General features: G+C 63.3%; 16 protein-coding genes. 7 read left to right on the forward strand and 9 right to left on the reverse strand.

Annotated elements, in window-relative coordinates; all coding sequences use genetic code 11:
• Window positions 1-3: 3 nt before the first annotated feature.
• The 4 genes from N7568_RS08855 to N7568_RS08870 all read left to right on the forward strand — a co-directional run bounded on the left by N7568_RS08855 (window position 4) and on the right by N7568_RS08870 (window position 1,910).
• Window positions 4-528 (forward strand): universal stress protein, encoded by a 525-nt coding sequence (locus tag N7568_RS08855; RefSeq protein WP_261609467.1) that lies wholly within the window; start codon window positions 4-6, stop codon window positions 526-528.
• Window positions 515-946 carry a fluoride efflux transporter FluC gene (locus N7568_RS08860; protein WP_261609468.1) on the forward strand — a complete coding sequence of 144 codons (432 nt, stop codon included), beginning with the start codon at window positions 515-517 and terminating at the stop codon, window positions 944-946. Before N7568_RS08855 ends, N7568_RS08860 begins: the two co-directional genes overlap by 14 nt.
• The gene (gene crcB, locus N7568_RS08865) at window positions 943-1,314 is read left to right on the forward strand and encodes a fluoride efflux transporter CrcB (RefSeq protein WP_261609469.1); all 372 of its coding nucleotides are present in this window, start codon (window positions 943-945) and stop codon (window positions 1,312-1,314) included. The genes N7568_RS08860 and crcB overlap by 4 nt, the downstream gene beginning before the upstream one ends.
• A gap of 65 nt (window positions 1,315-1,379) precedes the next feature.
• Window positions 1,380-1,910 carry a ferritin gene (locus tag N7568_RS08870; protein WP_261609470.1) on the forward strand — a complete coding sequence of 177 codons (531 nt, stop codon included), beginning with the start codon at window positions 1,380-1,382 and terminating at the stop codon, window positions 1,908-1,910.
• 58 nt (window positions 1,911-1,968) lie between these two features.
• Here the strand turns inward: N7568_RS08870 and zapE are convergent, their stop codons facing one another.
• From zapE to N7568_RS08890, 4 genes are read right to left on the reverse strand one after another with little or no spacing between them, the layout of a single operon-like run.
• Window positions 1,969-3,120: a cell division protein ZapE gene (gene zapE / locus N7568_RS08875; RefSeq protein ID WP_261609471.1), complete on the reverse strand. Its 1,152-nt coding sequence runs from the start codon at window positions 3,118-3,120 to the stop codon at window positions 1,969-1,971.
• Entirely contained in the window at window positions 3,117-4,112 is a 996-nt protein-coding gene (corA, locus tag N7568_RS08880) for a magnesium/cobalt transporter CorA (protein ID WP_261609472.1), read from the reverse strand. The genes zapE and corA overlap by 4 nt, the downstream gene beginning before the upstream one ends.
• A 10-nt stretch (window positions 4,113-4,122) precedes the next feature.
• A complete protein-coding gene (locus N7568_RS08885) occupies window positions 4,123-4,548 on the reverse strand; it encodes a DUF1761 domain-containing protein (RefSeq protein ID WP_261609473.1) in 426 nt (141 codons plus the stop codon).
• 19 nt (window positions 4,549-4,567) lie between these two features.
• Window positions 4,568-5,083 carry an Lrp/AsnC family transcriptional regulator gene (locus N7568_RS08890; protein WP_261609474.1) on the reverse strand — a complete coding sequence of 172 codons (516 nt, stop codon included), beginning with the start codon at window positions 5,081-5,083 and terminating at the stop codon, window positions 4,568-4,570.
• 172 nt (window positions 5,084-5,255) lie between these two features.
• Between N7568_RS08890 and N7568_RS08895 the strand changes: the two genes are divergently transcribed.
• A complete protein-coding gene (locus N7568_RS08895) occupies window positions 5,256-6,491 on the forward strand; it encodes an MFS transporter (protein WP_261609475.1) in 1,236 nt (411 codons plus the stop codon).
• 8 nt (window positions 6,492-6,499) lie between these two features.
• Here the strand turns inward: N7568_RS08895 and N7568_RS08900 are convergent, their stop codons facing one another.
• Genes N7568_RS08900 through N7568_RS08910 form a run of 3 tightly spaced genes read right to left on the reverse strand, consistent with a single transcriptional unit; the run spans window position 6,500 to window position 8,944 of the window.
• Entirely contained in the window at window positions 6,500-7,006 is a 507-nt protein-coding gene (locus tag N7568_RS08900) for an Lrp/AsnC family transcriptional regulator (RefSeq protein ID WP_011775479.1), read from the reverse strand.
• A gap of 54 nt (window positions 7,007-7,060) precedes the next feature.
• Window positions 7,061-7,702 (reverse strand): TMEM175 family protein, encoded by a 642-nt coding sequence (locus N7568_RS08905; protein ID WP_261609476.1) that lies wholly within the window; start codon window positions 7,700-7,702, stop codon window positions 7,061-7,063.
• Between the two features lie 30 nt (window positions 7,703-7,732).
• Window positions 7,733-8,944 (reverse strand): MFS transporter, encoded by a 1,212-nt coding sequence (locus tag N7568_RS08910; RefSeq protein ID WP_261609521.1) that lies wholly within the window; start codon window positions 8,942-8,944, stop codon window positions 7,733-7,735.
• 173 nt (window positions 8,945-9,117) lie between these two features.
• On the opposite strand from N7568_RS08910, the gene N7568_RS08915 reads away from it, so the two are divergent.
• Window positions 9,118-10,092, forward strand: a complete 975-nt coding sequence (locus N7568_RS08915; RefSeq protein WP_261609477.1) for a LysR family transcriptional regulator — start codon at window positions 9,118-9,120, stop codon at window positions 10,090-10,092.
• On the opposite strand, the gene N7568_RS08920 is transcribed toward N7568_RS08915, so the two are convergent.
• Window positions 10,067-11,110: a nitronate monooxygenase gene (locus N7568_RS08920; RefSeq protein ID WP_261609478.1), complete on the reverse strand. Its 1,044-nt coding sequence runs from the start codon at window positions 11,108-11,110 to the stop codon at window positions 10,067-10,069. The genes N7568_RS08915 and N7568_RS08920 overlap by 26 nt on opposite strands.
• 41 nt (window positions 11,111-11,151) lie before the next feature.
• Between N7568_RS08920 and N7568_RS08925 the strand changes: the two genes are divergently transcribed.
• Complete coding sequence (locus N7568_RS08925) at window positions 11,152-12,087, forward strand: N-acetylglucosamine kinase (RefSeq protein WP_261609479.1); 936 nt, start codon at window positions 11,152-11,154, stop codon at window positions 12,085-12,087.
• Window positions 12,088-12,100: 13 nt separating this feature from the next.
• On the opposite strand, the gene N7568_RS08930 is transcribed toward N7568_RS08925, so the two are convergent.
• Window positions 12,101-13,132 carry a pirin family protein gene (locus N7568_RS08930; protein ID WP_261609480.1) on the reverse strand — a complete coding sequence of 344 codons (1,032 nt, stop codon included), beginning with the start codon at window positions 13,130-13,132 and terminating at the stop codon, window positions 12,101-12,103.
• Between the last annotated feature and the right edge of the window lie 10 nt (window positions 13,133-13,142).

Genomic DNA, 13,142 nt, shown 5'->3' on the forward strand with positions numbered 1-13,142 from the left:
CCTGTGACTGAGACCCCCGAACCTCGTCCCGAGGCCTCCCGCACCATGACTGGCCCCATCGTGGTAGGTGTCATGCCCGGGCAACGACCAGTCGTGCTCGAGCAAGCAGCCCAAGTAGCGGCTGGTGCCGGGTTGCCATTGGTATGTGCCTTCGTGGACGTCACGGTGTATCCGGTGGACGGCAGCACCGGAGGCCCAGCTGCCCCGATTGATCCCGACGGTTTTGATGACGCCCCCCAGGAATTCCCGGAATCGCTACAGACTGCCATCGCCTCACAACTGGCCGGCAGCGGTGTCCGATGGTCCATGGTCCGGCTGGCGGGCGAGACCGCGCGCGCGTTGGCCCGGGAGGCTGAGGACATAGGTGCGTCCATGATCGTGGTTGGCACCCGGGAACACACACTGACCGCTGTTCTGAAAGACGTAACAGCCGGTTCGGTGGCCCGTCACCTGTTCCATCGCCAGGACGTGCCCGTACTCGTTGTTCCCGTAAATCCCCGGGTCCCGGATGACGATGACGACGACTGACGCCAAGCGTCCGGTCCACTTTCACTGGAGATTTATCGGCCTTGTTGCCGCCGGTGGTGTGCTGGGAGCCCTCGCCCGGTACGGTCTGGGATTGGTGATCCCGGCGCCAGGAGCCTGGCCGCTTCCCACCTTGATAATCAACCTGACTGGCGCTTTGGCGCTTGGCGCGTTGCTGGAAGGGCTCTCCCGCAGGGGGCCCGACGTCGGCAGTCGCCGTGTTCTGCGTCTTGCCTTGGGTACGGGGTTCCTGGGCGCTTACACCACTTACAGCACACTCGCACTGGACGCAGTACATCTATTCGCCGCGGGCGCGGCGCCTGCGGCCGCGGGCTATCTTCTCGCCAGCCTCCTTGGTGGCGCGGCGGCCACCACAGCGGGAATCTGGCTTGGCGCCTGGCAGCACAGGCGCGCACAATGACGGTCATCCTGCTTGCTTTGTCTGGTGGGGCCGGCGCAGCGGTCCGGTTCGTCGTAGACGGGTTGGTCCGCTCGCGCCTGAAGACGGCCCTCCCTTGGGGGACTGTCGTCATCAACATCTCGGGATCCCTGCTGCTTGGCTTCCTGGCCGGTCTTGTCATGCGGGGCCAAGCACCGGAATCCCTCCTTCTGATTCTCGGCACAGGATTCCTTGGCGGGTACACCACGTTCAGCACGGCCAGCCTGGAGACCATCCGGTTGGTCCAAAGCGGAAGGACGGGACTGGCACTTGTCAATGGCGTAGGCTCCATGGCCGCCAGCGTTCTGGCCGCGGCTGGAGGTATCGGACTGAGCCTTCTCCTGCGCTGAGATCGCCCTGGTTTGTGGCGAACTTCACCACCAAAGGAGCCTCTGCCCGCCTGTAGGATCGAGCCATGGCTAAGAAGACTTTCAATGAGCTGTTGTCCGCCCAGGTCGCCAACGAGTTTGCGGCCTCCCAGCAGTACATAGCGGTGGCTGTGTACTTTGACGGCGAGGATTTGCCGCAACTTGCCAGGCACTTCTACCGCCAGTCCCTTGAGGAGCGGAACCACGCCATGATGATGGTCCAGTACATGCTGGACCGCGACGTGCACGTTGAGATCCCGGCTATCGGGCCGGTACGCAACAACTTTTCCAATGCCAAGGAACCCATCGCCTTGGCGCTGGAGCAGGAGAAGCAGGTCACCCGCGATATCGAGGAAATGTTCCGCGCAGCCCGTGCCGAGGGTGACGCCCTGGGGGAACAGTTCATGCTGTGGTTCCTGAAGGAACAGGTTGAGGAAGTGGCTTCCATGACCACCTTGTTGAACGTCACGGAGCGTGCCGGGAACCTCTTCGACATCGAGAACTACGTTGCACGGGAGACTGTTGGTGACGGCGGAAATGACGCAAGCGCGCCGTCCGCAGCCGGCGGCGTGATCTAGCAGCCAACCCGGATACAGAAGCCAGGTAAGCGAATCCAGTCCAGGGGCCGCAGGAAGCTCAGCTTCCGGCGGCCCCTTCTCTTGCCAGGGCTTCGTCGGCGTCCGAGCGGCCCAGCAAAGACAAGCGGCTGGCGATTCTCGCGAGATCCACGGGCAGGACACTGCCGGGTGCCTCGAGGTCCCAGTCAAGGGGTCCCGCTCCGATCAGGAACAGCGTGATGTCCTGGTCATAGAGCACGTCCACCACGTTGCTGAACCGCTGCCATGCCGGTGCGGAAGCCGGGTCACCGTCTGCCGGTGAGGGGACGTCATCGATGATCCATGTCTTGAAAGTTTCAGCCAAAGCCAAAAAGTCGGAAGTCGACGTGAGACCTCCGCACAGTTCCCCAAAAGCGACCCAGAGGAGGTCGGGGTCGGAATTCTTGACCACGATCGGTTGGGTGGTTGGGCTCAACACGCGGCTTTGGGCAGGTTGCGGCCGGAAGAGGCCGAGGCGTCCCAATTGTCGCGCCGTACCGGGGGATACGATGCGACCCGAACGGAACGCCTCAAACCCCGCTGAGGGGCTGGTCCCGGCCGCTGGGAAGCGCCGGAAGTCCGAGGGGCCATTGATTTCCACGATGTCCATCATCTCTTTGATGGCCTCGATGGTGGGCAGAAAATGCTCATGCCACAAGGGATTTGGCAGCAGGTCGTCCGGGGCGTAATTGGAGGTCACCACCAAAGGGATGCGACGCTGCGCGGCGGACCGCAACAAGCGGGCCATGAACATGCCGTCGCCCACGTCGTGGACGTGGAACTCGTCAAAGAACAGCACATCGATGTCTGCCAGCAACGCGTCTACCGATTGCTGGATGGCTGTCCCATTGCCGGCGTCGAAACCGTGTGTTCCGGAGTGCAGCTTGCGGAAAAAATCATGGAAATGGACACGACGTTTCCGGGCGTCCAGTCGGCCGTAGAAGCTGTCCATCAGCCAGGTTTTGCCGCGCCCCACCGGTCCGTGGAGGTAAAGGCTTCGTGGTGTCTTCCGGGAAAGCGTACGACGGCGGCCCGTCACCTGGGCGCCCAAGGTTGCCAATCGCCGGGCTGCTTGCCGCTGACTGGGCTCAAGCTCAAAACCCGACCGCCCGGCGTCGTGCGCCAGGCCCTCGACCAAAGCCCTGACGGTGTCCTGCGATGCGCGCGGGCCACGAATCAAGGCAGGCGTCACAGCCAACCCTTGCGCTTGAAGATGAGGTACATCAGCAGGGCCGCGCCGAACATCAGCGCCACGGCCAGGGGATAGCCGAAGTCCCAGTGCAGCTCGGGCATATGGTCGAAGTTCATTCCGTACACGCCCGCCACGAAGGACGGGGCGAAAAGGATAGCGGCCCATGAAGAGATCTTCTTGACCTGTTCGTTCTGGGCGGCGCTGGCCTCGTTCTGGCGGTTGGCAGTCAACGTGCCATCCAGGGTGAGCGCATTCTGCAGCAGGTCCCTGAACGAGTTGACCCGGGAGATGACACGTTGAACGTGGTCCTCGACGTCACGGAGGGAACGCTGCAATTCAATGTCCACGCCATACTTTTCGAAGCCTTTTTCCAGGAGGGCCATCATGTCCGGGAGGGGCTGGATGGCCCGTTGGAACTGGATCACTTCACGGGCAAGCTCGTAAATACGGCGCGAGACGGCGCTGTCGCCGCTGAAGAGTTGGTCTTCGATCTCGTCGATGTCGTTTTCAAGGCCGGCCACCACGGGGGCGTAGTCATCCACCACTTGGTCAAGGAGTGCGTAGAGAACGGCCTCGGGGCCATGGCATAGGAGGTCCGGGCGCTTCTCGAGGCGGTGGCGGACCCGGGCAACTCCACCTGTCTCTGCGTGCCGAATGGTCACCACGAAGTTGGGACCGGTGAATATGTGCAGCTCGCCGAACTCCACCGTCTCGGTGTCATCGAGGTACCGGGCAGGCCGGAGGACTGTGAACAGGTTGTGGTCGTAGCGCTCGAGTTTGGGCCTTTGGTGCGCAGAGACAGCGTCCTCAACGGCTAGTTCGTGGAGCCCGAACTCGTGGGCGACGGCGGCCATCTCGTCTTTGGTGGGCCGGTAGAGGCCAATCCAGGCCATGCCGCCATGCTCCGCAAGTGTTTCAAACGTCTGCTCGAGGGTGTGCGGAGTGGCGGTGCGTACGCCGTCTACGTATACGGCATTGTCGATAATGGTCACTGGTTGAACGCTACTGCATGGCTCCAATGATGGCGCCCGCGATGGTCATGGCCAGGATGTCGTGGCCGGAATCGATCACCGTTACCGCGGAGGGCCGTCCGGCGAAGCCGTTGTGGATCACGTGGCCACCGGAGCGAAAAATGAGGGCCACGATCAGGGCAAAGAAGCCGCCGGCCAGGAAGGTGTTCAGTTCCAGTGCGCTGATGAGGACGGCGAGGAGAATACTGGTCAGGGCTGCTGCCAGCATCATGGGAACCCAAATGCCTGCTCCGCCTTCAATGTTCTTGAGGTCGTCTTCGGTCTTGCCGATCGCCTGCATCCATCTGCGTCCGAGAACAGCCGGCATGTACCAGACAAAGCCGATCACCATGCTTGACACGAAGGCGAGAAGTACGGCGAGCCAGTTGATCTGGGAAATGTGTGAGAGCCAATCCATGCCTGAAATCCTAGTCCGTTCATGCCTCTGACCCGGCGCTCTGGACTTCTTGCTTGCTGCGTGTTGGTGTTGCTGCCATTCTCCCGATGAGGGGCTCCGTCCGGTATGGGATATGGGTATGCAGGGCCAACACTGTTTCGGTCCGGATGACGCCCTTGGTGCGCAGGACTGAGCGCAAGGCTGACTGCAGGTTGTGGGTGTCCGTTGCCACCACGCGGCACCACAGATCGCCGCGACCGGAGATTTCGTGGACCTCCAGGACCTGGGGGATCAGGCGCAGGGCGCCAATGACGCCGTCGAGTTCCCTGTGGGTGACTTCAATCGTGACGAAGGCCACTACGTCGTACCCCACCTTTTCGAGGTCCACTTCGCGCCCGGCAGCCTGCAGCACTCCCGACCTGAGAAGCCGTTTCACCCGGCTCTGGGCGGTGTTGCGGGCGATGCCCAAGGCGTCACTTAGCTCGGCGATCTGGATGCGGGGGTCCCGGATCAACTCCAGGAGGATCTTCAGGTCCATCGGGTCGAGGGTGTTCAAATGGTCACTCCAGCTCACTTGGATCGTATGACTTTGCCTATTTTGCTCAATCCTTGCATCTTTCCGGTTCTTTGAGATCAACTCTGCTGCATTCTGTTGCCATCAACAATTCGCCGGGTTTGCTGTTCCCACAAGGAACCAGGGCCCGGCCACCGAGTCCGAAGGCATGGAAATGACTGTCTTGAGCGAACTCCGCATGCGTCCGGCCACAGCTGAACGTTGGGGATGGGATGCCTCCACCACCGCAAGGCTTGTCCTGACCGGGGTAGTGATCTTTACGCTCCTTGTGGGAGCCAACCTGGCAACGCCCCTGTATCCCTTGCTTCAGGCCAGGCTGGGTATGTCTTCGCTGGACGTGACCGTCGCCTTCTCAAGCTATGTCCTTGCGTTGGTCGCTGTCCTCATGGTGGCTGGCCACTGGTCGGACCACATCGGGCGCCGGGCTGCACTGGTGTTGGCCGTCCTGGTGGGCTTGGTGGGCGGTGTGATCTTCGCGAATGCAGACACGCTGCTCTCGTTGTCCCTGGGCCGGGCACTCCAAGGAGTGGCGGTTGGTCTCGCCACAGGCGCCAGCGCGGCGGCCTTGCGTGAACTGCTGCCCCAACGGCCGGACTGGGCCTCCCGCTTTACCTTGCTTTCCTCTGCCGGTGGCGTGGCCGCAGGTCCAGCAATCGGTGGCCTCTTGTCTCTTTTGCCGGATCCCACGCGCACTCCCTACTACCTTCACGCGGCGGTGTTGCTTGCTGCGCTGATTCCCTTGTGGCTGCTGAAAGCAAGGCCTGCCATCGCACCGGCGGAAGGGCCGAAACCCCTCAAAGTCCTGGCCCCGCGGAAACCGTCCATCTCCAGTGATGCTCGCGGAGCTTTTTGGATGGCTGCGGCCACCGGGTTCCTGAGTTTCGCAGTGTTCGGCTTCTGCCTCTCCCTGGCACCGGGGTATTTCGCCAGTGTGGTCCATGCCGATTCGAGGCCGCTCATAGGTTTGCTGGCCGGCGTTACCCTGGGTGCCTCGGCCCTGAGCCAGTTGCTGGGTGCGCGCGGACGCTTCGTTGTCCCCATGGCCTTGGCAGTCCTGGGGGTCTCCGTGGTTCTCATCGGAGCCGCGGCCGCGTGGTCAAGCCCTTGGCTGCTGGTGGCTGCGAGCATCACTGCTGGCGTGGGCCAGGGCATTGCCTTCCGCCAGGTCTTCAATGAGGTTGCCGGGAAGGTTGAGGCTGCCCGACATGCCCAGGTCATCAGCACCGTCTATGTGATCACGTATCTGGGAAGCGCTGTTCCAGTGATTGGGCTGGGAGTGGCTGTTTCGGCCCTCGGCCTGCAGACCGCCGTTGTGGGGTTCACCCTTTTGTGCGGTGTGGCAGCACTGGCGCTTGCAGCCATCGCCCTTCGGAGCGCAGTGCGTTCTTGATTCCGCCCCTATTCCGGCAGCGGTCCGCGGTTGCCGGGTATGTGCTGGAAAACCATGGTGGTTTCCGTATGACCGACGACGGGGTCGGTAGCCAGGTTGTCCAGGAGCCAGTTGCGGAGGTCATCAGTATTGGCGACGGCGATGTGGAGCAAATAGTCCACGGAGCCGGTGGTATGGAAGGTGGAAATGACCGCCGGAAGCTTGGGGACCCGTGCAGTGAAGCGGTCGATCTGGTCGCGGTCGTGGGCGCGAAGGCGAACAGCGATGAGGGCTTGAACTGAGCGGCCGATGGCCGGCAGGCTCAGGACGGCTTCGAAACCCTCGATGATGCCGCGTTCGGAGAGCGCCCTGGTGCGCATCAGAGCCGTGGAGGGTGCGATTCCCACAAGTTCCGCCAACTGCTTGTTGGAGATCCGGGCGTCGTCCACCAACGCTGCGAGGATTCGTTCATCGATCGCGTCCAGCGGCTCTGCGCTGCCCGTGCTTGACCGAACATTCTTCGTGGGGTTGCTCACGGATCCTCCTGAAATTGCCTTTCATCCATCCTAAGTGGTGAATTCTTCAGGTGACTATCGTTTTGCAGGCGTCACGCGGTCCCTCCGTCGGTCGAGTCGTTGGAGTGGCTCACTGAGCAACATCAACAGCAGGGGAAGGTTTCCTGCGCCGGGAATGACGAGCGCCAGAACCAGGGCGGTGAGGAAGAGCCCGGCAACGATAGCGCCGGCACGGATCCCGGAGTTCGTCGCGGCAGAATCCAGCGTGTGGAGGTCGGGGTGGGAGCGCAGATAAATACGCGCCAGAAGGAGCATGAGGCTGGTGGCGAACAGGGTTCCTATGTAGACAAGGGGCTGGGCCCAGTCAGACTGCATCTGGGTGGAAAGCGATGTCGCCACTGGCATGACCACAATGGTGAACATCCAGGCCACGGTCAACCACAGCAAGCCCGAGTCAACACGCTTGACGCTGCGGAAGAGCTTGTGGTGGTGCACCCAGAACACTGCGATGAGGACGAAGCTCAGGACAAATCCGAGCAAGGCGTACTGTTCCTCGGCCAACCATTCAGCCGTGGTGCCATCATGGTCCGACAGTTCACCCACGCTCTCCATGAGCGGCAGGATCAACAACGTTAAAGCAATCGCCACCACGGCATCCGTAAACGCCTGCAAACGCTCCGGCGACGACAGTTCCCGACTTTTCGTGACCTGTGTCATGCCTCCGATTGTAGGGGCAGCCCGGCTGAATCAGCGTGAGTGCCGCGGAGGGCGGTGGACCATCAAGGTGACAGCCGCCGTCGTGCATGAAAGGGCGATGACGCTCAACGCCAAAGCCGGCCAGCCGAAGGCCTGAAAGGCGAGGCCGCCGGCCCAGCCGATGATGCTGGAACCCAGGTAATAGGACAGGTTGTACAACGAAGCGGCCTGTGCGCGTCCTGTGGTGGCGATGACTCCCGTCCACCCTGAACCCACGCTGTGGGCGGCAAAAAAGCCGCCGGTAAAAATCACGAGTCCAGCCAAGGTTGCCGCCAGGTTCTCCACCAAGGTCAGCGCCATGCCGGCTGACATGACGGCAATCCCGGCCACCAGGACGTTCCGCCTGCCGAATCTCGTGGTCAGTCCGGCAGCCCAGCGTGAGCTGACAGTTCCGGAAAGGTACGCCAGGAAAATGAGGCTGACAACGGTGGCGGGAAGTCCGAAGGGTTCCGCGTGCAGCCGGAAGCCGAGGTAGTTGTAGACGGCCACGAAGCCACCCATGAGCAGGAATGCCTGGAGGTATAGCGCCACAAGCCTGGGATTGCTTGAGTGTCCTTTCAAAGTCCGGACGGCCCCGCGGAATCCCATTGCTGGGGCCGGGCTGAACCGTCGTTGCTTGGGTACGAGCACCAGGAACAAGACGGCAGAGACGGCGGCCAGCAGGGAGACGGCCAGGGCAGCGGCGCGCCAGCCCCAGAGCTCGCCCACAGGGCCTGCCACCAAGCGTCCGGCCAGCCCGCCCAAGGTGGTTCCGGCAACGTAGGTTCCGGCAGCCAAGGCAGTGTGGATCTTGGTAACCTCCTCGTTGAGGTAGGCGATGGCAATGGCTGGTATTCCGCCCAAGGCCATGCCTTCAAGTGTTCGGATACCCAGCAGCAGCGGCACCGTGGGCGCCAAGGGAACCAGCAGTCCCAGCACTGTTGCGGCGGCGATGCCTATGGCCATGGCACGGACCCGGCCGATCCTGTCGGCCACGAAGGACCACGGCAGCACCGTGACAGCGAGGCCCACAGTGGCAAGTGAGATGCTCAAAGCGGCTTCGGCGGCTGTGATGTTGAGGTCGCTGGCCATCAGGGGCAGGACGGCCTGCGTCGAGTACAACTGTGCGAAAGTGGCGACTCCAGCGAGTGCCAGGGCGGCGAGTATCCGGCTGTAGCCGCGGGACCCTTTGGCGTGTCCGTCCCACGTTTCGGCGCTGCTCATGGCGATTGCTTTAGTCACCCGGCAAGGTTAGGACGCAGCCGACTCCGCTTTCCAATGCATAAGTCGCGTATCATCAATGCAGTAATGCATGAGTGGCCAAGGCCAGCCAACTCAAGCCCAGCCAACTTAGGGCCAGCCAATTCAGGCAAGCCAGCCAGGCCAGCAGGAGTCCCGTGGAACCCGATCACCAGCAGCTCATCCAGCTTCTTCCGCTGCTGCCCGTCCTGGCTGAACTTGGTCGGACAGAACATATGACGGAAACTGCGGAACTACTCGGTGTTCCCCAGTCGACAGTCAGTCGGGCGGTGGCCCGTGCCAGTGCAATTGTGGGAATGGATTTGCTGGTCCGCGACGGCCGCGGCATCCGCCTTACCCCCGCCGCCAAAACCCTGCTGCCCTACATCGATGCGGCGCTGGAGGATTTTCAGGCCGGGCTGGACAGGGTGCGGCATGAGTCGGACGTGGTCCGGGGGCGTGTCGGCGTTTCCTTCCAGCACACGTTTGGTGAAGCGACGCTGCCGTTGCTCATCAGTGCCTTCCGGGCCCGCTACCCGCATACGGTGTTCGAACTCTGGCAGGGTCCACGGGACGATTGCCTCAAGCAGTTGGCCGGGGGCGAAATGGACTTCGCGCTGATCGCGCCGATTGCCCCTGAGGGCAGGGGAATACGTTCGCTGCCGCTCTACCGTGAACCGCTCAGGGTGGTGCTGCACTACCGACACCCCTTGGCCGGGCGGTCCAGCGTCCATCTATCGGAATTGCGGCACGACCCGTACATCACGCTTCCGGAAGGGGTCGGCTTGAGGGCCCTGGGCGAGGCACTCCTGCGGGAAGCCGGATTCCGGCCGCGGATTGCCTTTGAAGTCCAGGAGTCCACCTCAGCCCGCGGGCTGGTTTCCGCAGGCTTGGGGTTCAGCATCCTTCCGCCTGCGGGTCCAGGCTCAGGGACCGGGCAGTTTCTTCCGAAGGCCGAACTTGGCCTCGTTGAAGTAGCTATCGAATCGGAGTTGGCGTTCCGGCAGATCGGGATCGCATGGCGGGAGCGAAGCTTCGAGCCGGACGCCGTTCGGCTATTCCGGGAACTCGTGGTCACTGAGGGTGGCGAATTGCTCGCCGAACTTGTCAGAGCCCGTTCAGGAACTCCCTGACCACATCCTTCGCGGAGCCCTCCCGCGACTGCTGCCAACCGGTGCCCGCCCAGAGGTTGAGGTGGTGCGGATCACCGGCTGCGGACGAGGCGGCCCTCACCGGTGCCGTGAGGTGGTGGATGGCGGGGTAACCTTCCGGAGCATCCTGATGATCCCGGACAAAGTCGTTGACCAGCGACCGTGCCCACCGACCAGTGAAAGCCCGGGTCATGGCCGTCTCCGTGAATGCCGGATCACCCAAAGCGTCCTTGTGTGGCTTCCGGGCGCCGCTTTCGTCGGTGCGAACCAGCGCCGTGCCGACCTGGGCGGCCGCTGCGCCGGCCGCCATCACTTCACGAAGCGCGGCGTTGTCCATGATCGAGCCTGCCGCTATCAGCGGAAGTCCGACGGCGGCACGCACCTGGGCGACCAGTTCCGCCGTCGTTCGGGCTGCCGGGGTTGGGGTTGATTCAGCGCTGCCCTGCAGGAACGCTGCCGTGTGTCCACCCGCGGAGCTGTGCTGGACAGCGATGGCGTCGGGACCCTCATCCGCAGCGGCAAGAGCCTCCTGGACGCTCGTGACGCTGGAGATGACGATTGTGCCTGCCTTCCGGAGCGCTGCTACTACCTGCTTCCCCGGAAGGCCAAAAGCGAAGCTCACGAACTCCACTGGGTCATCCAGCAGGGCATCGATCTTGTCCTGCCACGCGTCGTCGTCATCGAGTCGGAGGGGAGGCAGGGCCACTCCGTACCGGGCAGCCTCGGGTTCCAGCTCCGCCCGGTAGGCCTCGAGACGCGCCCTCGTCTCCGGGTCCGGCGTGGGCTGGCGTGGGTCGGGCACAAAGAGGTTCATGCCGAACCGGATGTTGAGGGTCCTCGTTGCCGCAATCTCGGCGCTCATGGCCTCAGGGGTCTTGTAACCGGCGGCGAGGAAACCCAAACCGCCTCCGGCGTCTACTGCCTGTACCAGCGCGGGCGTGGACGTTCCCCCGGCCATGGGCGCTGCAATGAACGGTGTACCGAGCAGGTATTCGGGCATATGCGGTTTCTCCTCCGGACGCTCCAAGCTAGTCTTTCACGGTGAACAATCCTGACTCTGCCCAGCATTCCCACTCCGATCCACGGGCCTTGAGTGGCACCGTCATCGGGCTCGACATCGGCGGCACGAAGACCCGCGGTGTTCGGTTCGAAAACGGGGCGCCGGTCCGTGACGAGAGCGCAGGCAGCTCCAACGTCCAGAACGTCAGCCGGGAGCAAGCCGCAGCAAACCTCGCTGAGCTGTTCGGCAAGATCGGCGGCGGCCGCATCGATGAGGTTTACGCGGGCGCTGGCGGGATCGACACAGACGAAGACGCCCAGGCGCTCGCCGATCTGATCGCCCCGCACGCGCCCGGTGCCCGGATCACGGTGGTCCACGATTCACGCCTGTTGTTGGCAGCCGGGGGAGCAAGCACGGGCGTGGCCGTGATTGCGGGAACCGGTTCAGCCGCGTGGGGCAAGAACGACGCCGGTGAGGAAGCCCGCGCAGGCGGTTGGGGCTACCTCCTGGGGGACGAAGGCAGCGGTTACTGGCTGGGGCGCGAAGCAGTGCGCCATAGCCTGCGCCGGATGAACCAAGGGCTGCAGCCGGATCTGCTCAGCCGTGCACTGTTGGACTCCGTCGGTGTGGATGAACCGGGAAAGCTGATCGCCCTGTTCCATTCCCCGGACACGGGCCGCCGCTACTGGGCCCAGCAGGCCCGGCTGGTGGTGGAAGCCGCTGACGCAGGTGACCAGACCAGCATGGCTTTGGTGGAACAGGCAGGCCGCGACCTCGCTGACCTCGCCGAACAAGCCGTCCGCCAGTTGGGAATCGACGGACCGGTCATCCTCGGCAGTGGTCTCGGCATGAACGTGCCTCGCCTGCAGGAGGCCTTCAAGGCCAAGCTGGCCGAAGACGGCATCGTTGACGTGCGTATTCTTCAGCAGGATCCCGTGTTCGGTGTCCCCCGCCTCGTGGCAGAGCAGCGGGCGTAGCGGTACGGAATGCCTAGCCGCGGGTTCGGGGCCGCAGTTTGACTCCCGGCAGGGGCGGGGCAGGAATGCGGCCCGCTTCCGGTCCTGCCCCAGGACCATGGCCGGGGACGAATCCGAAGCGTGAGGCGGCGGCAGCGTCGTCGTCGAGCAGTCCCTCGGCCTCCCATTCCTCGCGCGCCTTTTCCACTTCCTCGTGCGTCCTGCCTACAAAGTTCCACCACATGAGCAGGTCTTCGCCGAACGGTTCGCCGCCGAGAAGCATGAAACGGGTGTCGGGTTGGGCGGCTACCCGGAGGCTGGACCTGCCGGCGCCCAGGTAGGCCAATGGGCCGGCCTCAATGTCCTGGCCATCGATGACCACATGGCCATCCAGGACCAATACGGCGTGCTCGAAGTCCGGCCGCAATGGCAGTTCAAGGGATCCGGTGCCCGTGATGTCAGCTCCGACAATGGGGCTGAACATAGTGGCGGGGGAGCGTTGGCCGGCGAATTCGCCCACCATCACTGTGGCCCTAAAGCCGTCGCCTACTGCCACCGGCAAGTCCCTCACCTGCTCAAATGACGGAGCACGGTGCCGGTGCTCCTCAGGCAGGGCAACCCACAATTGGAGTCCCCGGGAGATGGGGATTTCTTCCACCAGCGGGCTGGTCCCTGCCTCGGTGGTGGCGGGAAGGACGGAGAACTCGGAGTGCGAGATACCGTGGCCTGCCGTCATGATGTTCAATTCGCCCGGGCGCACCACCACATCGCTGCCCACACTGTCGCGGTGTCGTACAGCGCCTTCCAAAGGCCACGTGACTGTTTGGAGTCCGCAGTGCGGATGGGGGAGGACGCTCATTGCCACCCGGTCGGGACCGAAGCTGTCCAGGAAGCACCACGCACCCACGGTCGGCAAACCCCGCTGGGGGAGCGTCCTCATGACGTTCATTGCGCGGACCCCGCCCAGAGGCACCTCACGTTCTGGCCACAGTTGAACGCAAGGACCTTGACCTTCGTGTGCGGCCGGGCACACCTCTTGGGCCGGGGAAGTATCAAGATTGGTCATGTGTTCATCA

It is taken from the genome of Paenarthrobacter aurescens, assembly GCF_025421775.1.
GTDB classification, from domain to species: domain Bacteria; phylum Actinomycetota; class Actinomycetes; order Actinomycetales; family Micrococcaceae; genus Arthrobacter; species Arthrobacter aurescens_B.